The following is a 17864-nucleotide window of genomic DNA, read 5'->3' as shown; positions in this document are numbered from 1 at the left end:
GATGAGCGAGCGCGCGACGAGAGAAGAGACCGTGGACGTGGTGTGGTCGGGCAGCTGGGTGGCGGAGCGGCTGGGAGTCGCCCTCGAAGGCGACGGAGAGCTCCGGGAACTGCTGGGCCTGGCCCTGCGCCGCAACCCCAAGCGGGCGCATCTGCTGGTGTCCAACGTGCTGGGCAAGCACGTGCCCCAGCGGCCGTCCGTCGTCCACGGGGCCGGGTTCGAGCTGGGTGAACGGGTACGGGCGCTCCTCGGCGCCGAGGAGGCCCGCCGCGCGGTCGTCCTCGGGTACGCGGAGACGGCCACCGGCCTCGGCCACGCCGTCGCGGACGGCCTGCGGGACGCTTCGTACCTGCACTCCACCCGCCGGCCGGTGGCGGGCGTCGAGCCGGCGGGCGGCTTCGAGGAGTCCCACTCGCACGCCACCTCGCACCTGCTGCTGCCGGAGGACCGCGACCTGCTGGCGAGCGGCGGGGGAGGGGCCGGCGCCTCCGTGCTGGTCCTGGTCGACGACGAGTTCTCCACCGGCAACACGGTCCTGAACACCATCCGCGCGCTGCACGCCCTGCACCCGCGCGAGCGGTACGTCATCGTCGCCCTGGTCGACATGCGATCGGCCGGCGACCGCGACCGGCTGACCGGCTTCGCCGCCGAGATCGGCGCCCGCGTCGACCTCGTGACGCGCAACACCGGAACGGTCGCCCTGCCGGACGGCGTGCTGGAACGCGGCCGGGCCCTGGTCGCGGCCCAGGAAGCGGAACAGGCGGCACAGGCCCTGGTCGCGGCCCAGGCGGCAGAGGCGGAACAGGCGGATCCGGCAGCACGGGCCGGGCGGGCGGAGGGCCCCGCAGGGGCCGCCGGAGGTGCGGACACCGCCCCCGTCACCCGGGTCGACCTCGACTGGCCGGCCGCCGTGCCCGACGGAGGACGGCACGGCTTCACCCCCGCCCACCGGACGGCGCTGGAAGCGGCGCTCCCGGGCATGGCGGCCCGGATCGCGGCCACGCTGGGCGACCACGCCGGCCCCCGCCCTCGCCGGATCCTCGTGCTCGGCTTCGAGGAGCTGATGTACGCCCCGCTGCGCCTGGGCACCGCCCTGGAAGCCGCGCTGGGAACCGATGCCGAGGTCCGCTACTCCACCACCACCCGCTCACCCGTCCTGGCCGTCGACGACCCCGGCTACGCGATACGCACCCGTCTCGTCTTCCCGGCCCACGACGATCCGGCCGACGGCCCCGGCGACCGGTACGCGTACAACGTGGCGGGCGCCGGCTTCGACGCGGTGGTCGCCGTCGTCGACTCCATCGCCGACACCCCCGAACTGCACGCCCCCGATGGGCTGCTGGCCCGGCTCGCCGAGCACACCGGCCACGTACTCCTCGCGGTCGTCCCCTCGTACACCCCCGCCCCCGTTCCCCACCGGCAGGAGCCCGCCGTGCTGCCCGAGCCCCTCCGAGGCCCCGACTTCTCCAGTTACGCGCCCGAGGACGTCGGCTGGCTGCTCCAGGACCTCTCGGACACCGAGCTGGAAGCCCCCACCGAGGAGCGCGAGGAGGCGATCCAGAGCGGCGGCGCGCACTACGCGGAGTCGCTGCCCGTCGAGTACCAGCCGAGCGCCGCCTACCAGACCCTGTTCACCGCCGCCCTGGAGACCTCCGCCGCGCGCATCGCCCGCGCGGTCGGCACCGTCACCGAGACGGTCCTCGCCGAACGCGGCCCCCGCCCCGTGCTCGTCTCGCTCGCCCGCGCCGGAACCCCGGTCGGCGTGCTGATGCGCCGCTGGGCCCAGCACCGGCACGGCCTGGACCTGCCGCACTACGCCATCTCCATCGTCCGGGGCCGCGGCATCGACGCCACCGCCCTGCGCTGGCTGGCGGCCCATCACGACCCGGCCGACGTGGTGTTCGTCGACGGCTGGACCGGCAAGGGTGCGATCACCCGCGAACTGGCCGCGGCCATCACCGAGTTCGAGGCCTCGGGCGGACCCGCCGGCTTCGACCCGGAGATCTCGGTGCTCGCCGACCCGGGCGGCTGCGTGCGGACGTACGGCACCCGCGAGGACTTCCTCATCCCCTCGGCCTGCCTCAACTCCACGGTCTCCGGCCTCATTTCCCGTACGGTGCTCCGCGCCGACCTGGTCGGCCCCGACGACTTCCACGGCGGGAAGTTCTACCGGGAGCTGGCGGACTCCGACGTCTCGGGACTCTTCCTCGACACGATCGCCGCCCGCTTCGACGGGGTGGCCGGCCAGGTCGAGGCCGAGGCCAAGGAACTCCTCGCCGCCGACCGCGCCCCGACCTGGGAGGGCTGGGCGGCCGTCGAGCGGATCAGCGAGGAGTACGGCATCCACGACGTCAACCTGGTCAAGCCGGGCGTCGGCGAGACCACCCGGGTCCTGCTCCGCCGGGTCCCCTGGAAGATCCTCGCGAAGCGCGGCGCAGGCGCGGACCTGGAGCACATCCGGCTGCTCGCCGAACAGCGCGGCGTCCCGGTCGAGGAGGTCGACGACCTCCCGTACAGCTGTGTCGGTCTGATCCACCCCCGGTTCACGCGCGGCGCGACGGGCGCGGACGGCAAGGCGGTGCAGGGCGCATGAGCGCGGCGACCTCACGGCCCACCCCGTCGGCGACGACTTCACCGGCCGCTCAGGCCGCTCCGGCGGGGACGTCACCTGCCACCCTGGTGGCGAGCGACCTCGACCGCACGCTGATCTACTCGGCGGCCTCGCTCGACCTGTCGATGCCGGACGCGGAGGCCCCCCGGCTGCTGTGCGTGGAGGTGTACGGCCACAAGCCCCTCTCGTACATGACCGAGACGGCCGCCGCCCTCCTCACCGAGGTGGCGACCTCCACCGTCTTCGTCCCGACGACCACCCGCACCCGCGAGCAGTACGGGCGCATCCACCTCCCCGGCCCCGCCCCCCGGTACGCGATCTGCGCCAACGGCGGCCACATCCTGGTCGACGGCGTCTCCGACCGCGACTGGCAGCGGCGGGTGGAGGCCCGCATCGCGCAGGAGTGCGCCCCGCTCACCGAGATCCGCGCCCACCTCGCCACCACCGCCGACCCGGCCTGGCTCCTCAAGGAACGGGTCGCCGAGAACCTCTTCGCCTACCTCGTCGTCGAACGCTCGCTGCTGCCCGAGGAATGGGTGAAGGAACTGGCCGCCTGGGCCGGGCCGCTCGGCTGGACGGTCTCCCTCCAGGGCCGCAAGATCTACGCGGTCCCGGCACCGCTCACCAAGAGCGCCGCCATGCGCGAGGTCGCCCGCCGCACCGGCGCCACGCGCACGCTCGCCGCCGGGGACTCCCTCCTCGACGCGGATCTGCTGCTCGCCGCCGACCTCGGCTGGCGCCCCGGCCACGGCGAACTGGCCGACGAGGGCTGGCGGGCCCCGCACGTGGTGGCCCTGGAGGAGCGGGGAGGGGCGGCGGGCGAGGAGATCCTGCGCCGGTTCCTGGCGGCCGCAGCTGTCTGAGCCGATACTTCCCCTGCGGGCGGGCGGGCGGGCGGGCGGGCGCGCGTTGCGCGAGGCTGTGGGCATGACCAAGGGCAACGACACCACGATCACCGCCGAGCTGTACGCGTACATGCTGGCCCACAACCCGCCGCTGGACCCGGTCCAGCGAGAACTGGTGGACACCACGTACGCACGGTTCCCCGACCACGCGGGCATGCAGTCGGCCGAGGAACAGGCCCCGCTGCTCGCCTTTCTCGTCCGGCTGGTCGGCGCCCGGCATGTGGTGGAGGTCGGCACGTTCACCGGCTTCAGCGCCCTGGCGATGGCCCGGGCGCTGCCCGCCGACGGCACGCTGATCGCCTGCGACATCTCCGAGGAGTGGACGGCGTACGGCCGTGAGGCCTGGGAGAAGGCGGGCGTCGCGGACCGGATCGACCTGCGCATCGCCCCGGCCCTGGACACCCTGCGCGCGATGCCCGCCGAGCCGCACATCGACTTCGCCTACCTGGACGCGGACAAGGGCGGATACATCGCGTACTGGGAGGAGCTGGTGCCCAGGATGCGGCAGGGCGGGGTCATCGCCACGGACAACGTGCTCTTCCACGGCGGGGTCACGGACCCGGCGGCGACCGGTCCGACGGCGGCGATCAAGGAGTTCAACGACCACGTGAGCGCCGACGACCGGATGGACAGCGTCCTGCTGACCGTCTCGGACGGCCTGACGCTGTCCCGCAAGAAGTAGGCCCCCGCCCGTCGCGGGGGCCTCTCCCGGCCGGGTTCAGCCGCAGCACCCGCCCCCGCAGCAGCCCCCGCCCCCACCGCCGCCGGAGGGCGCGGGAGCGGACCCCGCTCCACCGCCCACGGCCACGGCGGAGAGCAGCTTGACGGTGTCGTCGTGGCCTGCGGGGCAGGAGGCGGGGTCCGAGGACCGAGCCATGGGACGGCTGACTTCGAAGGTGTCTCCGCAGGTGCGGCAGCGGAATTCATAGCGAGGCATGGGCTCAGGCTAAGCCCTGTCGCCATCGCGGCCGGGGGCTGCGTCCCCGGGCGGCCGCCTCAGGCCCCGGTGCCGCGTTCCTCGCGGATGTCGGAGACGACCCGGGCGGCGGTCTGCCGCACGGCCTCGGTCTCGGTCAGGAAGTGCCAGTAGTCGGGGTGGCGCCCCTCCAGACCGGCGATGGCGCGTTCCAGCCGGGCGACGGAGTCGTCCAGGGGCCGGGCGTGCCGGGGGTCGGGCGTGTGCCGGCCGGCCATGGCGAGGCGCTGGGCGTCCCGCACCGCGAACCGGGTCCGCTCGATCTCCTGCTGCGGGTCCTTCGCCACGGCGTTCAACTGCCGCAACCGGTCCCCGGCGGCGGAGACCGCCTCGTCCGTGGCGTTGAGGAGGGCGCGGACCGTGGACAGCCGGGACGTGGCGTCCGCCCAGCGCTGCTCGTCGCGCGCCTTCGCCGCCTCCGCGAGCTTCTCCTCGGCCTGCCGGACGTTGACGGCGGCCTGCTCCGGGACGGGCTGGAGGTCCTGCCAGCAGGCGGCCGAGAAACGCCGCCGCAACTCGCTGAGCACCGGCTCCACCGAGCCCGCCCGTGTCGTCAGGGCCTGGGCGCGGGTCCGCAGCGAGACGAGCCTGCGGTCGATCTCGGCGGCCCGCTCGGGCAGCCGCTCCGCCTCGATGCGCACGGCCTCGGCATCGCGCAGCACCGCGTCGGCCCGCTGGAGGGTCTCCGGGACGCCGTGCGCTCCCGCGCCCTGGTTCAGCTTGGTCAGCTCCGGGGCGAGCGCGGCGAGCCGGGCGGCCAGCTCATCGGCCCGCAGTCCCGAGGCCCGGGCCCCGTCGAGGGCGTTGCTCGCCCCCAGGAGCGCCTGCCGGGCCCGCTCGACGGCCGGGACGAGCCGGGCGAGCTGCGTCTCCGCGCTGCCCAGCAGAGGCCCGAGCCCCCGGGTGAAGCGATCCAGCTCGCCCTTGACCCGTACGAGGTCGTCCTTGGCCCGGGTCAGCTCGGTGCGGGCCCGGGAGGCGACGGCGGGTTCCAGATCGTCCCGGTCCAGGTCGTGGCTGTCGACGGCGGTGATGTAGGTGTGACTGACCTCGTCGATGCGTCGGCCGAGCGCGGCGAAGTCCTCGGACGCCTTGCGGCCGCGAGAGGAGCTGTCCACGGCGTTGATGGTCTCGATGGAGATCCTGAGATCACGCTGGGCGCTGTCCAGCTCGTAGAACGCCTCGGCGGCGGCGTCCTTCGCGGCCTGTGCCTCGGCCCGCTCGTTCTCCCCGCGCCCGCCGAACCACCGGCGCGTACCGCCACCGGCGAAGGCGGCGGGAAGCGCGGCGAGCACGAGGGGCACGGGCAGGAGCATCAGCGCCAGGACATCCCGGCTGCCGGAACGGCCCCGCTCGCGCAACCTCCGCGACCTCCCGGGGGCATGCTGCCCCGACAGGCCCTGACCACTCTGGACGGCGGAACTCCCACCCGCTCCTGCCTCCGGCCGCGCGTGTGTCGCCGTCACATCCCTCTCCCGTGCCGATTCGCCCTGCCCGGTACATTCTCCCACCAGGTAAGGACGAACACACGGGTCGGTTAGTTCGCGCTTCGCACGGTGACTTGGCCGTTGTCGCTGCGCGCCTTCACCACATGGGCGCTGTCGTCGCCGCGCGGCACCCCGATCGAGACGTCCCCGTTGTCGGCGGAAGCGTTCACCGCGTACCTCTGGCCGCCCGGCGGCAGGTCGATGGTGATGTCCCCGTTGTCGCTCACGGTGTCCACGAGGTCGGGCACGGAGCTGAAGCCCAGCCGGATCTCGCCGTTGTCGGCGCGGGCGACCACGGAGGAGGCGGATATCCGGTCCGCCCGGATCTCCCCGTTGTCGCTCTTCAGCTTGAGAGCGCCACGAGCGTCCCGGACGTTGATCTCCCCGTTGTCCGACGAGAGGTCCAGCCGGCGATCGAAGCCGGTGGCGCTGATCGTCCCGTTGTCCGACGAGGCCGTCACACCGACCCCGCGCGGCACCTTCACCCGGTGCCGGGCCTCGCAGTTGTTGATCAGCGCGTCACACTTCACCCGGAGCGTGAGGGTGTCGCCCTCCATGGTCCAGACAGGGTCGGGCCCGCTTCCCAGCACCACCCACCCGTCGACCTGCCGCTCCACCTCGACCTGCTCCACGTCGGCCGGCACGAGGTCCACGGTCGCGTTCTCGGAGTCGATGGTCAGGGTCTTCCCCTCCAGATCGAACGACTTGCGCTCGACAGGGGCGCCGTCCACGTCCGTACCCCCGCACCCGGTAAGAGCCAGGGCCAGCAACGCGACCCCGCTCCCCAGAGCGAGGGCCCGCCCCGGCGCTCCACGGAGCGTGCGGGTCGCTGCGCTCTTGACGATGTCCACGGTGATCGTTCCCCCAGTGCGTGCTGCCGGACGGTGCCGCACCGGACGTCGCTGCCGGTGCACTCAAACCGTATGCACCCACGCCCCCCGGCGGGATCCGGACGGCTACCGTTCTCTTGGTGGGGTTATCCCCCGCACCGACCGTGGGCCCGCCCCGGCCCCCGGCCCCGACCCGGCCCCCGGCCCCGACCGTGGGCCCGCCCCGGCCCCGGCCCCGACCGTGGGCCCGCCCCGGCCCCGGTGGAGGCGGCCCGCTCCCGTCAGGACCGGTTTATGAGCAGGGGCGCCGACCCATGTACGCTGTTGCCTCATCCACGGGTGCGTAGCTCAGGGGTAGAGCGCTGCTCTTACAAAGCAGATGTCGGCGGTTCGAAACCGTCCGCGCCCACCGAGGACAGAGACCCCCAGTGGAACACGGCTGGGGGTCTTTGCCATCCACTTCCGGCATCCACGGGCGCCGTCACCCATGGGCGGGACGCTGCCGCTCAACATGCGGTCGAGCCGCGCAACCTGTACCGCTCGTTCACCCGGATCGCTGGCACCGCCGGGGGCGCCTCCGGCGGGGGCGCTCAGACTCCGGGATGGGAGGGGTGCCGTTCGCAAGTGCCGACCGGGGCGAGTGGCGGGTCGAGGTAGGGGCCCTGCGGTTGGTGCAGGGTGAGGCGTTCGTCAGACCGATACTGTGGTCGCAGGGGGGAACCATGAGCGTCAGAAGCGATCAGCAAGCTGAGCACCCCACCATGCTGATCTTTTATGTAGTGCTCCTCGCCGGGAACATCGCTGGAGCGTTCACCAGCGCAACCCTCTTTGGCCGCATCTTCTGCCCCATCGCAGCCCTCGGGGGTGTCTGGCTCATCACTTGGCACGTCAGGGAGCGGCGCAGGACCGTCCGGCAACTGGGGAGCCTGGACGGCGAGACAGCGACGAGCGGGAGCCTGTCAGGCCGGCCGGGTACGGATACAAGCCGGCGACCGGGTACCTACTCGTACACGAGGAGCAGACATACGACTCCAAGGCCATCGCCGGCGTGGCCCACAAGTTTGATCAAGGCCGCGTGCTCAGGCCGGAAGAGTTGAGCGGGGGAAGGTCGCACGCTGCCAGGTGGCTCGCCCGGCTCGGGTTCGTCATCCGCTCGTCTCGGAGTCCCGACTGGACTCGTGATGAGATCATCCTGGCCTGTGACCTGGCGATGGCTAACGGGTGGAAGCGGCTGGAGTTCGACGACCCCCGTGTGGTGGAGCTGTCTGCGCTTCTACAGACCATGCCGATCCATCCTGAAGAACTACGCAATGAGCTATTTCGGAATCCAAACGGCGTGGCCCGCAAGACGGTTGACATCACGTGCCAACACCCGGACTACCGAGGGAAACCCACAAACGGCAACATGCTGGACGCCGAAGTCATGAACGACTTTCTTGCCAGGCCGGCCGAGATGACGGAGGTGGCCCAGCAGATCCGGCAAGGTCTCACCACGGGGGCGTTTCAGGACCTGCCCCCGGAGGCTGAAGAGGAAGACGAGTTCAGCGCCCCCGAAGGCCGGTTGCTGCTGAGCCGCCACCGTAGTCGCGAGCGGAACAAAGGTTTGCGCAAAAAGAAGATCGATACGGTGCAGCGCCAGGGGCGTCAACTTGAGTGCGAGGCGTGTGGATTCGACTTCGAGAGGGTCTACGGCGACCGTGGAAGAGGCTATATCGAGTGCCACCACGTCGTTCCTCTCCATGAGGCCGGCGAAGGCAGGACCAAGCTCAGCGATCTCGCCCTCATCTGCGCCAACTGTCACCGCATGATCCACCGGCGTGCGCCATGGCCGAGCCCTGGGGAACTGCGAGCCTCGATAGCGCAGAAGCACGCCGACGACAGGCGCGCCGCGGCAGCGTTGACACGACCGCGCAGGGCAGCCGACGAGCAGATGCCGAAACCGTGAGCTGACATAACGTCGACGCGCAACGGCAGCCGCGGCCGGGTCCGTCAGGGTGCTTAGGGCCTGTCCGGCGGATCATGGAGCCGAGCTGAGAGCGGCTGCTTCAGCTACGGAAATTCGGTGGACTGGCTTGGATGCACTGTGCAACGTTCCTGGCATGCCGAGCGAGATAACCCTGTCAGAGTCCTTCGGAGCCACCGCGTCGTTGGAGTCCTTCGACGGCACCGCCATCGGCTATCGACAGCTCGGCTCGGGGCCACCGGTCGTCATGGTCCACGGCTCCGGCGGTGGACTGCACTCCTGGCAGCCGGTGGCCGAGCACCTCACTGACCAGTTCGAGCTTTGGATGCCCGCCCGCCGCGGATATGCCCCGAGCGGGCTAGGCCGATCGCCGAAGCGCTTTGCCGACGAGGTGGGGGATCTTGAGGCACTGATCGCTAAGATCGGCAGTCCCGTGCACCTGGTCGGAATGTCCTATGGAGCCTCCGTCGCCCTGCACGCCACGGCAACTGGACTGCCGGTTCGCTCGCTGGTGCTGTGGGAGCCACCTCTGTACGCGGCCGGGGAAGAGCTGGCACCCGTCCTGGGCGAGTTCTCGGCGCTGACCGCGAACGGTGACCGGCGGCAGGCCGATCGGTTGCTGGCGGAGAAGGTGGCCCGCGTCCCGGCCGCGCTTCTGGACCTCATGGATGCGGGCGAGCCCGCCGAAAACGAACCCGACGACGCGCCCGGCTGGCGCTGTGACCTCGAGTCGATGGCCGCCGACTCGGTGGACGTGGAGCGCTGGTCCCTGGTCAGCGTCCCGACACTGCTGATGCGGGGCGCCGACACCTGGCAGCCGATGCCAGCGACGCTCGACCGGCTCGCGACCGCACTGTCCCACGTCACCTACACGACGTTCCCCGGCCAGATGCACTTCGCCCCCTCGGTTGTCCCCGAAGCCGTGGCGGCGGAGATCGCTCGTTTCTTGCCGCGGTCCTGAAGCCTTTCAGGAACTGCGGGCCAAGCTGGTCACGTCACGACCCGAGCCACAGGCGGATCGCGGCGACGGTGCCGTGGAAGACGTAGGCGCGCTTGTCGAACTCGTGGCCACGGCCCGGGAGGTCTTCAGCGCGTTGATCGTTCGCTCAACTTCGTTCCTGAGCTTGTAGATTGTCTCGTCGAAGCCGACGGGCCGGCCGCCCTTGGCGCCGCGGGCTTGGCGGTGGGCCCGTTGGTTCTTCGGTTCGGGGATGGTGTGCTTGATCTGGCGTCGTCGCAGGTAGCGGCGGTTTCGGCGAGAGGAAAGCGCTTTGTCCCCGCCGAGATGGTCGGGACGAGTCCGGGGCCGCCCACCGTCCATGCGGGCGACACGGACGCGTTCCATTACCGGGATGAACTGCGGGGCGTCGCCCACTGGCCCGGGGTGATCAGCAGCGCCAGTGGGCGGCGTCCGCCCTCATCGGCGAGGAGGCTTTTGCAGGTCAGGCCGCACCGGGAGCGTCCGAGTGCCTTGTCGGGGCGGTGCTGCCGGGGCGTGTGTCTTTTCCCAGCAGCCGCGGAGGCTCCTTGCATGCTCCGGCGGCGTGCTCGGGGGCCCGGCAGGAGGTGGAGTCCACGGTGACTGCTCCAACGGCCGCCACGCTGACCCGCCCATGAACATGCCAACGAGTCCAGGTCGAGACGGTCACATGATCCGCGGGACAGGCCCCAACCACCTCCGGCCGAACCGACAAAGCAGATGTCGACGGTTCAAAAACGCCCGCGCCCACCAGCGCGAACGCCCGTACCACGACGCCCGGGCGGGGAACGTCGGCATCTACTTGTTCCCGGCCGCGGTGGCGTCGCCGCGACGACGGTTCTCAAGATCGTCATCGTTGACCAGCGCCATCGCGTGCCCCGGTGATGAGCCTCTGTACTTCCATGACGACATCGAGGAGGCGTCCCGGCCGTACGGCCTCGCGCGCCAGCCACTCATCGAGACGGGGTCGCAGGTACCGGACTGTCCCGTGCCCGTGACGCCGCAGGGCCGAGCGGTTGATCGAGATCTCTTCCTGGATTTCCCGCCGCAGGTCATCGGTCCAGCCCTGCTCACGGTCAATTCGCTTCAACGGAGCCTTCAGGGCGGCCACGGCACGGTCGAGGGACTCCGCCAGATCCACAGCTCTCCAACCTCATGCGTGGCGAACGGTGCACCATCGTATGTCCCGTCAACGCGCGTGGTCGTTCACCGCCTTCGCGATCGACAGGCTGTTCTCGTAGAGGTGGTGCCGGGTGATCCGGCCGTTCTCCACGGTGAGGCGCAGCGCGAACGGTCCCTCGAAGGATCTGCCCGTCGCCCGTACGGTCCCCGACAGATGCCCTGTAAGGACGGCGTCCGGGCCGTCCACGAGGAAGGCGTCGACGGAGGCGCGTGCGTCCTCGGGCACGGTGTGCTCCATCAACTCCGTGAACTGGGCCGCGCATTCGGCGGCCGTGGACCGGGGGCGGATCCACGGAACGGTCGGGTTCTCGGCGAGCAGCCAGTCGACCTCGTCGGCGAAGAGTGCCGTGAGCCGCGCGGTGTCTCCGGCCAGCCGGGCGGCGAGGAAGGCCTGGACCACGGCCCGGGTCGTAGCGGCGGATGAGGGTGCCGCGTCGGCCGGGCTTGCCGTGGGAGTGGGGGACGTGAGGGACATGGGGCTCTCCTCGCTGTGGGGGCGGGGCCTTCAGGGCTTCCCGTCGGTGGTTCGATCTTGCCGGGGCGGGCGGGCGCGGTCTATTACGCCGGAGGTAATGCCGGAAGCGATGAGGGGGCGGCAGAGTCGGGGCGCCTCCTGGGCGCGGGTACAGGGGCATCTGGATGTCTGCCGTGCGACGGACCGGCCTACCCTGGGCCGGTGCGCCGCGAGAGCGGCGGGTGGACGTTTTGCCGTCCGTTGGACCCGTGCGGTGACGCAGGCCGCGGCGATAGGGCGTTCCCGTCGAACGACGAGGTATGTGGGGGCAGTTCATGGGGCAGACGCTGGCCGAGATCCTGGGCGGGGCGGCGCACGGGCGGTTTCCGGAGACCGACGGGAGGACGACCGTGGTCGCCGCGCCGAGTGGCCGCGACACGGGGGTGATCGCCTTCACCGCGCACTCCGTCGTGTTCACCGATGAGGACCCCGAGTGGGTCCATGCGACGCTGGCCGCCCTGGAATGCGATGCGCTGGCCGCCACGATGCACCCCCGCTTCCTGACGGCCTTCCTGGAGCGCACCGGGCGGGTCACCGACACGATCGACCTCCTGACCGTGGCGGCCTCGCTGCCCGGGGAACCCGCGCTGGAGCTGCGGGAGGTCACCGATCCCGTGCACCCGCGGGTGATGAGTGCCCGTCGGCGCCGGGACGGGGTGCGGATGTGGGAGGCCGACGGGGGAGTGCTGGTGCTCGGGCGCGGGGTGGCGGGGCGGTGGGAGGTCGCCGTCGAACTGGACGAGGACGCCCGGCACCGGGGCCTCGGCCGCGCCCTCGCCACCGCCGCACGGCACCTCGTACCCCCGGGCGAACCGCTCTGGTCGCAGCAGGCCGCGGGCAACGCGCGCAGCATCCGGGCGTTCCAGGCCGCCGGATTCCGCCCGGTCGGCTCGGAGGCGTTGCTGTTCGGCCGTGGCCGGGGGCGGGACGCCGGGGGAGCGTGAGAGCTGTGCCGTATTCCCCGTACGGCGGCCGTGGCCTCCCGCTACTCTGCTCGCCATGATCGACTCACCCGGGAGCCTCACCGACACCGAGGTGGCCTCAGCCGCGGCCCTGGCGGGGGCGGAGGTCGTGCGCGCCCGTTACGGGCGGCGGCACACCCGTATCGACAAAGGGGCCGGGGACTTCGCCACCGACGCCGATGTGGCGGCCGAGGAGGCGATCCTTGCCATCATCCGTGCCGCCCGGCCCGGGGACGCGGTGCATGGCGAGGAGGGCGGCCGGCGAGGCGCGGTCGACGCGGTGCGCGAGTGGTTGGTGGACCCGTTGTGCGGGACGCTCAACTATGCCACCGGATCCCAACTGGTCGCCGTCAACGTGGTGTTGCGCGACGGCCCCGCCGCGGTGGCCGATCCGTTCAGCGGCGAGGTCTTCCTGACCGACGGCGAGACCGCATGGGTCCGTTACGGTGCCTCCGGGGACGCGGACGCCGGTGGTGCGGACGGGGACGCGTACGGGTACGGGGACGGGCAGGCCTCCATCCCGGCCCGGCGTGCTGCCCGCGGGCAGGTCTCCGGCCTTCTTGCGGGTCGACAGCCGGTCGGCGAGGAGCAGTTGACGCCGACGGCGGATACCCGGCTGGTGGACGTGAACCTCGATCCACCCTTCCCCGGCGCGCCCTCCTTCCGGGCCGTCGACCTGCTCGCCCACCCCGGGTTCGTCGAACGCTTCCGCCCCCGCGTCGTCTCCACGACGCTCGCCCTGGCCTGGGTCGCGGCCGGTCGGAGGGCCGCCTATGTCACCGACGGCGGCGACCTGAGCGGGAGCGTGCACTTCGCCGCCGGGATCGCGCTGTGCCGGGCCGCCGGCTGCGTCGTCACCGGCGTCGATGGTGCTCCTGTCGGGCGGGAGGGCCGTGGCCTCGTCGTGGCCGCGGACGCCGGAACGCACGGGCTGCTGATGTCGTTGATCCGCGATCGCGGGCGGAGTGGCTGAGCCACCGCGCCGGCTGCGTGGCCCGTGCCGAGCGGGAGGTGTGCCCGCCGCGTCCCCCTCAGACGTGCAGCTCGGGCGGGAGGCCGGTCCAGCGGAGTTCGGCGGGCAGGTGGCCGGTGTCGTTGAACAGGAGGAGGGCCGGGGGGCGGCCGGGCGCGTAACGGATGACGGTCAGTGCGGCGTTGGCGTGGTTGATGCCCAGCCAGCGCCACTCCGGGGCGTCCAGTGCGGCCCGGACGAGCCAGCCGGCCAGGAAGTTGTGCGTCACGAGGAGTTCGTGGCGGGGCTCGTCGCCCTCGACCGTACCCGTGAACCGTGCGAGAGCCTCCCGGGCCAGCCCGGGGCCCTGTTCGCGCTCCGCCGTCGGGAACCCGGCCAGCCGGGCGAGCGTCTCGTCGGCCGACTCGGCCGGCAGCTCCTCCCGTCGCGGCAGGTACGGGATGTAGTCGCCGGCCGGTTCGGACCGCAGCAGAGGAACTCCCGCCAGCCGCGCGCCGACCAGCCGCGCTGTCTGCTCGGCGCGCGGGAGCGGGCCGTGGTGGATCGCCGTGATCGGGGCCCCGCGGAGCCGTTCCCCGAGCAGGGCGGCCTGCCGGCGGCCCTCGTCCGTCAGTGTGCTCTCGTCGGCGGAGGCCTGACCGTGCCGGGTGAGGTAGAGGTAGCGGGCAGCCGTTGCCGTCATGGGCGGTTCCTCCGTCGCGGTTCATGATCGTACGAACGTCTGCGGGGACGCCGGGCCATGATCGGGCGGTTCCGCCGAGGTGAGCGGGACAGGGGCCACGCCTCCCGGGATGCGCGGGGGCAGTGCTCGGGGCACCGTGGAGGCATGGCCGAGCACCCGCCCGTGATCGTCTATCCGCCTTCCGCGACCGGAGGGCGGCGGGTCACCGTGCACGGGCAGATCGTGGGCCTGGCACACGGGCGGGGCGAGGTGGCCGCGCTGCTGCGGGCCGCCGGGTTCGCCCCGGGGCCCGACAAGATCGTCGAGCTGGACCGGCCGGGGCTGATCGAGTGGCGCGGCGGCGACCTCGACACCTGGGAGTGATCCCGTGCCTCGACACCTGGGAGTGATCCCGTGCCTCGACACCTGGGAGTGATCCCGTGCCACGACACCTGGGAGTGATCCCGTGAAGCGTCGTCGAACGGTACGGGACAGCGCCTCGATCGAACCGCCGCCCGGCTATTACGTCGCCGGGGGCGAGCCTCCCGACCCGGCGCGGCGCGCACTGATCCTGGACTGGATCGTGAGCCGGCGCATCGCGGACGGCTGGCGCGTCGAGGCGCGTTCGGACAGCCAGGTGGTGCTGGTGCGCGGGCAGCCGGTGAACCATGTGCTGCACGCCTTCCTCACTGTCTTCTCCTGCCTGGCGTGGGGGCTCGTGTGGGCGGGCGTCGCCCTGGTCAACCGCGTCGAGCGGGTGGCGCTCACCGTCGACGCCCAGGGGCGCGTCGTCTCGGTCGGCGCGCCGTGACGCCTCACCCGAACGGGCGCGTCCGGGTGGCCCTGCGCAGAGGCCGGGAGGAGCGTCGGAGCTGATCTGCACGCACTAACCAGGGCAGGTCAGCACAGCAGGTGCCCGCCGGTGCCTGTTCCGGCCAAGGAGTCCTCATGTCGCAGCCCAGCACCCCCGCACCCGGCGCCTCGCGCCCCGCCGACCCCCGTCCGGGCGGCAAGGCAGGCAGTCCGTGGGCGGCCGGGGGAACCGTGTTCGCCGGCGTCCTGCTCTTCGTGGACGGCGTCCTCGGCGTCCTGAAGGGCATCGCGGGGATCGCCTCCAACGATGTCTATACGAGCATCAACGACTACGTCTTCAAGTTCAGCGTGACCTCGTGGGGCTGGATCCACCTGATCCTCGGCGTGATCCTCATCCTCGTGGGCTGGGGCATCCTCAAAGGCGCGACCTGGGCCCGCGGCGCGGGTGTCGTCCTCGCCTCCCTGAACCTCATCGCCAACTTCATGTGGCTGCCGTACACCCCTGTCTGGGCCATCGTCACCATCGCGATCGACGTCTTCGTCATCTGGGCCCTGTGCACCGACCGGTCGAACCCGAGCGACCTGGCGCGGAGCAGTTGAGCGAGGAGCGGTCGGGCAGGCGAACCGGCCTGGCGGCGGGGCGGGCGGCGGCCGCGGGTGTCCGTTGTCAGTGGGGCGGTACACACTGGAGTCATGTGCCGCAGCATCAAGACGCTCCGCCCGCCCGCCCTCCCCGAAGAGGCCACCGAGGAGGACATGCGGGCCGCCGCCCTCCAGTACGTACGCAAGGTCTCCGGGTTCCGCGCGCCCGCCGCGCACAACCGGGAGGTCTTCGACCGGGCCGTCGACGAGATCACCGCAGCCACGATGAAGCTGCTCGACGGCCTGGAGATACGGGGCGCGACCCGGGGCTGAGGCACGCCGCCCGCAAGCCGACCGCTCCCCGGTGAGCCCCTCCGGTGAGGCCCTCCGGTCAGGGGGCGGCCGGTGCGGGCGCCGAGGCAGGACCCGGACCACCGAGGGCGGCCGGCCCGCCCCGGGGAGCGGGGGCGGGGGTGGGCGACGGCACGGAGACGAGTGTCGTCAGCTCCCTCTCCGATGCCGATGCCGATGCCGCTGCCGAATCCGACGTCGCCGCTGCCTCGGTCCTGGCTTCGGCCGCCGTCCGCGTCGCCGGGCGCTTCACGAGGAACGTGGCCAGCGCGCCCGCCACGAACAGGGCCAGTACGGCGACGGCCGTGCCGAACCACGTCGAGCCCAGCCACCGGCCGCCGAAGTAGCCGAGGCCCACGCTGTAACCCGCCCATGCCAGGCCCGCCAGCGCGGACCAGGGAAGGAAGTCCCGCTTCCTGCGGTGGGCGGCGCCCGCGCAGAGGGAGACCACGGAGCGGCCCGCGGGTGCGAACCGCGCGATGATCACCAGCGCGCCGCCGCCCCGGCTCAGCGCCGCGCCGAGAAGTTCCTGCGCGGAGGTGAGCCGCCGGGAGCGCGCGATGGCCCGGTCCAGCCGGTCGCCCCCGCGCCAGGCGAGCCGGTACGCGACGAGGTCGCCGAGTACCGAGGCGGTGGCCGCGCACAGAATCAGTACGGCGAGCGAGGGAACCTGACCGTCGGCGCCTCCACCGGCGCCGCTGACGGTCGTGGTGCCCGCTGCCGCCGCCGTGGCGGCCGTGATGACGAGAACGCCGCTGGGCAGCAGGGGCAGAAAGACGTCCAGGAGGACGGAGAGGGCGACCACCGCGTAGATCCATGGGCCGCTGGTCAGCGCGGCCACACTCTCTGGCACCGTCTACTACTCCCCGTTCGTGTCAACGCCGCGACGTCGCAGGGGAGCGGCATGGGCGGCAGGTTCAGCTGTACAGCGTACGCCTGAGGGTCATCCGGACGCCGCCCAGGGCGGGTGATGTTGTGCAGGTCACGTACACCTGGAGGCCTTGTGCCCGTTAGGCGGGGAGAACGACCGACACGAGCGAGGAGCAGCGCATGACGGCATGGATGGTACGGACGGGACGCGGTCCGGCGCACCCGATTTCCCGGCGGCGGGGGACGGCGGGACGCGAGGGCGGGACGAGGTCGCGGAGCCGGCGTGTCTCCCGGGCCCCGGGCGTGCTGGTGGGCACGGCAGCCCTGCTGGCGTTGGCCTCCGGCGTCGGCGTCGCCGACGGAACGGGCGGCGGCGCGGCGGACGTCTCCGGCGGCCACGGCGCGCACGGGGCTCCCGCGGCCGAGGTCTCGGCGCACGAGCCGGGCGGCGGTGGAGACCCGAGCCGCACGGATGACGTCGGCGTCGCGGTGGGCGGCGGTTCGTGGATGCGGGCCGCCGGGGTGTTCTCCCCGCCCGGTTCCTTCGTCCCGTCCGACGCGCTGACGTACGACACCGGGCTGGTGCCGGCGGGTGCGCGGATCGAGGTCACACAGTTCGCGGATCCGTCCGGCACCCGGGTGGGGGCCCGGCTGCGGGGGCTCGTGCCCGGCCGTGCGTACGGAATGCACGTGCACACCTCGCCCTGTGGCGCCGACCCCGCTGCTGCAGGGCCCCACTACCAGCACCGCCCGGCGGCGACGGCGGACCCGGTCAACGAGGTGTGGCTGGACTTCCGGACGGACGAGGAGGGCGACGGGCGCGCGGAGGCCCTGCACGGCTGGGGCTTCCGCGAGGACGGGGCACGGTCGGTGATCATCCATGATCGGCAGGGCGGCGCGGGGGAGCGGTCGGCCTGCTTCACGGTGCCGTTCGGGCCCCACGGGCGGGATTGACCGGGCTCTGCTCTCCCGGGCGGACGACGGCGTACGGCGGTGTCTCGTCCTCCGCGTCATCGGAGGGGCGGGGCACCGCCGTACGTCCCCGCCGCCGCTCCGTGCGAGGAGGCTGCGGGGCAACGCCGCGACAACAGGGGCGGAGCGGGACGGCAGGGTCGTAGCGGGACACCAGGAGGGGCGGACCGGGACGGCGGGGGCGGAGCGGGACGGCAGGTCGGGCCGAGATGCCAGGTCGGGTCGAGACGCCA

19 protein-coding genes, 1 tRNA gene and 1 pseudogene are annotated in these 17864 nt (G+C 72.3%); 13 read left to right on the top strand and 8 right to left on the bottom strand.

Annotated features, from left to right (window positions below):
- The first annotated feature begins 1 nt into the window (after position 1).
- The 3 genes from ACH4KB_RS06905 (at position 2) to ACH4KB_RS06895 (ending at position 4198) form a co-directional block, all read left to right on the top strand.
- Positions 2-2593 (top strand): phosphoribosyltransferase, encoded by a 2592-nt coding sequence (locus tag ACH4KB_RS06905; RefSeq protein WP_398064343.1) that lies wholly within the window; start codon positions 2-4, stop codon positions 2591-2593.
- A complete protein-coding gene (locus ACH4KB_RS06900; protein ID WP_398064341.1) occupies positions 2590-3474 on the top strand; it encodes an HAD family hydrolase in 885 nt (294 codons plus the stop codon). Before ACH4KB_RS06905 ends, ACH4KB_RS06900 begins: the two co-directional genes overlap by 4 nt.
- Positions 3475-3538: 64 nt before the next feature.
- Positions 3539-4198 (top strand): O-methyltransferase, encoded by a 660-nt coding sequence (locus ACH4KB_RS06895; RefSeq protein WP_398064339.1) that lies wholly within the window; start codon positions 3539-3541, stop codon positions 4196-4198.
- A 36-nt stretch (positions 4199-4234) separates the two neighbouring features.
- On the opposite strand, the gene ACH4KB_RS06890 is transcribed toward ACH4KB_RS06895, so the two are convergent.
- From ACH4KB_RS06890 to ACH4KB_RS06880, 3 genes are all read right to left on the bottom strand, one after another.
- Complete coding sequence (locus tag ACH4KB_RS06890) at positions 4235-4453, bottom strand: zinc ribbon domain-containing protein (RefSeq protein WP_073867793.1); 219 nt, start codon at positions 4451-4453, stop codon at positions 4235-4237.
- A gap of 59 nt (positions 4454-4512) precedes the next feature.
- The gene (locus ACH4KB_RS06885) at positions 4513-5958 is read right to left on the bottom strand and encodes a hypothetical protein (RefSeq protein WP_398064336.1); all 1446 of its coding nucleotides are present in this window, start codon (positions 5956-5958) and stop codon (positions 4513-4515) included.
- 71 nt (positions 5959-6029) lie between these two features.
- Entirely contained in the window at positions 6030-6830 is an 801-nt protein-coding gene (locus ACH4KB_RS06880; RefSeq protein ID WP_398064333.1) for a DUF4097 family beta strand repeat-containing protein, read from the bottom strand.
- Positions 6831-7146: 316 nt separating this feature from the next.
- On the opposite strand from ACH4KB_RS06880, the gene ACH4KB_RS06875 reads away from it, so the two are divergent.
- The 3 genes from ACH4KB_RS06875 to ACH4KB_RS06865 all read left to right on the top strand — a co-directional run bounded on the left by ACH4KB_RS06875 (position 7147) and on the right by ACH4KB_RS06865 (position 9733).
- Positions 7147-7218 (top strand) — tRNA-Val (locus tag ACH4KB_RS06875).
- A gap of 639 nt (positions 7219-7857) precedes the next feature.
- Positions 7858-8754 (top strand): HNH endonuclease, encoded by an 897-nt coding sequence (locus ACH4KB_RS06870; RefSeq protein WP_398064331.1) that lies wholly within the window; start codon positions 7858-7860, stop codon positions 8752-8754.
- Between the two features lie 154 nt (positions 8755-8908).
- The gene (locus ACH4KB_RS06865; RefSeq protein ID WP_398064329.1) at positions 8909-9733 is read left to right on the top strand and encodes an alpha/beta fold hydrolase; all 825 of its coding nucleotides are present in this window, start codon (positions 8909-8911) and stop codon (positions 9731-9733) included.
- A gap of 34 nt (positions 9734-9767) precedes the next feature.
- Here the strand turns inward: ACH4KB_RS06865 and ACH4KB_RS06860 are convergent.
- From ACH4KB_RS06860 to ACH4KB_RS06850, 3 genes and pseudogenes are all read right to left on the bottom strand, one after another.
- A pseudogene (locus ACH4KB_RS06860) lies at positions 9768-10349 on the bottom strand (IS5 family transposase); the annotation flags it as partial.
- Positions 10350-10601: 252 nt separating this feature from the next.
- Positions 10602-10892, bottom strand: coding sequence for a hypothetical protein (locus ACH4KB_RS06855; protein WP_398064327.1), 291 nt, complete (start codon positions 10890-10892; stop codon positions 10602-10604).
- A 48-nt stretch (positions 10893-10940) separates the two neighbouring features.
- Positions 10941-11408: a nuclear transport factor 2 family protein gene (locus ACH4KB_RS06850; protein ID WP_398064324.1), complete on the bottom strand. Its 468-nt coding sequence runs from the start codon at positions 11406-11408 to the stop codon at positions 10941-10943.
- A gap of 314 nt (positions 11409-11722) precedes the next feature.
- Here ACH4KB_RS06850 and ACH4KB_RS06845 point away from each other — a divergent pair, with 314 nt between their 5' ends.
- The gene (locus ACH4KB_RS06845; protein ID WP_398064322.1) at positions 11723-12391 is read left to right on the top strand and encodes a GNAT family N-acetyltransferase; all 669 of its coding nucleotides are present in this window, start codon (positions 11723-11725) and stop codon (positions 12389-12391) included.
- A gap of 55 nt (positions 12392-12446) precedes the next feature.
- Positions 12447-13382, top strand: coding sequence for an inositol monophosphatase family protein (locus ACH4KB_RS06840; protein WP_398064319.1), 936 nt, complete (start codon positions 12447-12449; stop codon positions 13380-13382).
- Positions 13383-13440: 58 nt separating this feature from the next.
- Here the strand turns inward: ACH4KB_RS06840 and ACH4KB_RS06835 are convergent, their stop codons facing one another.
- Complete coding sequence (locus tag ACH4KB_RS06835; RefSeq protein ID WP_398064316.1) at positions 13441-14064, bottom strand: histidine phosphatase family protein; 624 nt, start codon at positions 14062-14064, stop codon at positions 13441-13443.
- A 144-nt stretch (positions 14065-14208) separates the two neighbouring features.
- Between ACH4KB_RS06835 and ACH4KB_RS06830 the strand changes: the two genes are divergently transcribed.
- The 4 genes from ACH4KB_RS06830 to ACH4KB_RS06815 all read left to right on the top strand — a co-directional run bounded on the left by ACH4KB_RS06830 (position 14209) and on the right by ACH4KB_RS06815 (position 15771).
- On the top strand, positions 14209-14427 hold the full coding sequence (locus ACH4KB_RS06830) for a hypothetical protein (protein WP_228923307.1): 219 nt from the start codon (positions 14209-14211) through the stop codon (positions 14425-14427).
- Positions 14428-14509: 82 nt separating this feature from the next.
- Positions 14510-14854, top strand: a complete 345-nt coding sequence (locus tag ACH4KB_RS06825; protein WP_398064313.1) for a hypothetical protein — start codon at positions 14510-14512, stop codon at positions 14852-14854.
- 137 nt (positions 14855-14991) lie between these two features.
- Positions 14992-15456, top strand: coding sequence for a hypothetical protein (locus ACH4KB_RS06820; RefSeq protein WP_398064312.1), 465 nt, complete (start codon positions 14992-14994; stop codon positions 15454-15456).
- A gap of 93 nt (positions 15457-15549) precedes the next feature.
- The gene (locus ACH4KB_RS06815; RefSeq protein ID WP_398064309.1) at positions 15550-15771 is read left to right on the top strand and encodes a DUF2277 domain-containing protein; all 222 of its coding nucleotides are present in this window, start codon (positions 15550-15552) and stop codon (positions 15769-15771) included.
- A 58-nt stretch (positions 15772-15829) separates the two neighbouring features.
- Here the strand turns inward: ACH4KB_RS06815 and ACH4KB_RS06810 are convergent, their stop codons facing one another.
- Positions 15830-16642, bottom strand: coding sequence for a DedA family protein (locus ACH4KB_RS06810; protein ID WP_398064307.1), 813 nt, complete (start codon positions 16640-16642; stop codon positions 15830-15832).
- Between the two features lie 197 nt (positions 16643-16839).
- Here ACH4KB_RS06810 and ACH4KB_RS06805 point away from each other — a divergent pair, with 197 nt between their 5' ends.
- Positions 16840-17613: a superoxide dismutase family protein gene (locus ACH4KB_RS06805; RefSeq protein WP_398064305.1), complete on the top strand. Its 774-nt coding sequence runs from the start codon at positions 16840-16842 to the stop codon at positions 17611-17613.
- The last annotated feature ends 251 nt before the right edge of the window (positions 17614-17864 follow it).

Source organism: Streptomyces sp. NPDC017520, assembly GCF_044329855.1.
Classification (GTDB): domain Bacteria; phylum Actinomycetota; class Actinomycetes; order Streptomycetales; family Streptomycetaceae; genus Streptomyces.
This window is presented reverse-complemented; position numbering and strand designations above follow the sequence as displayed.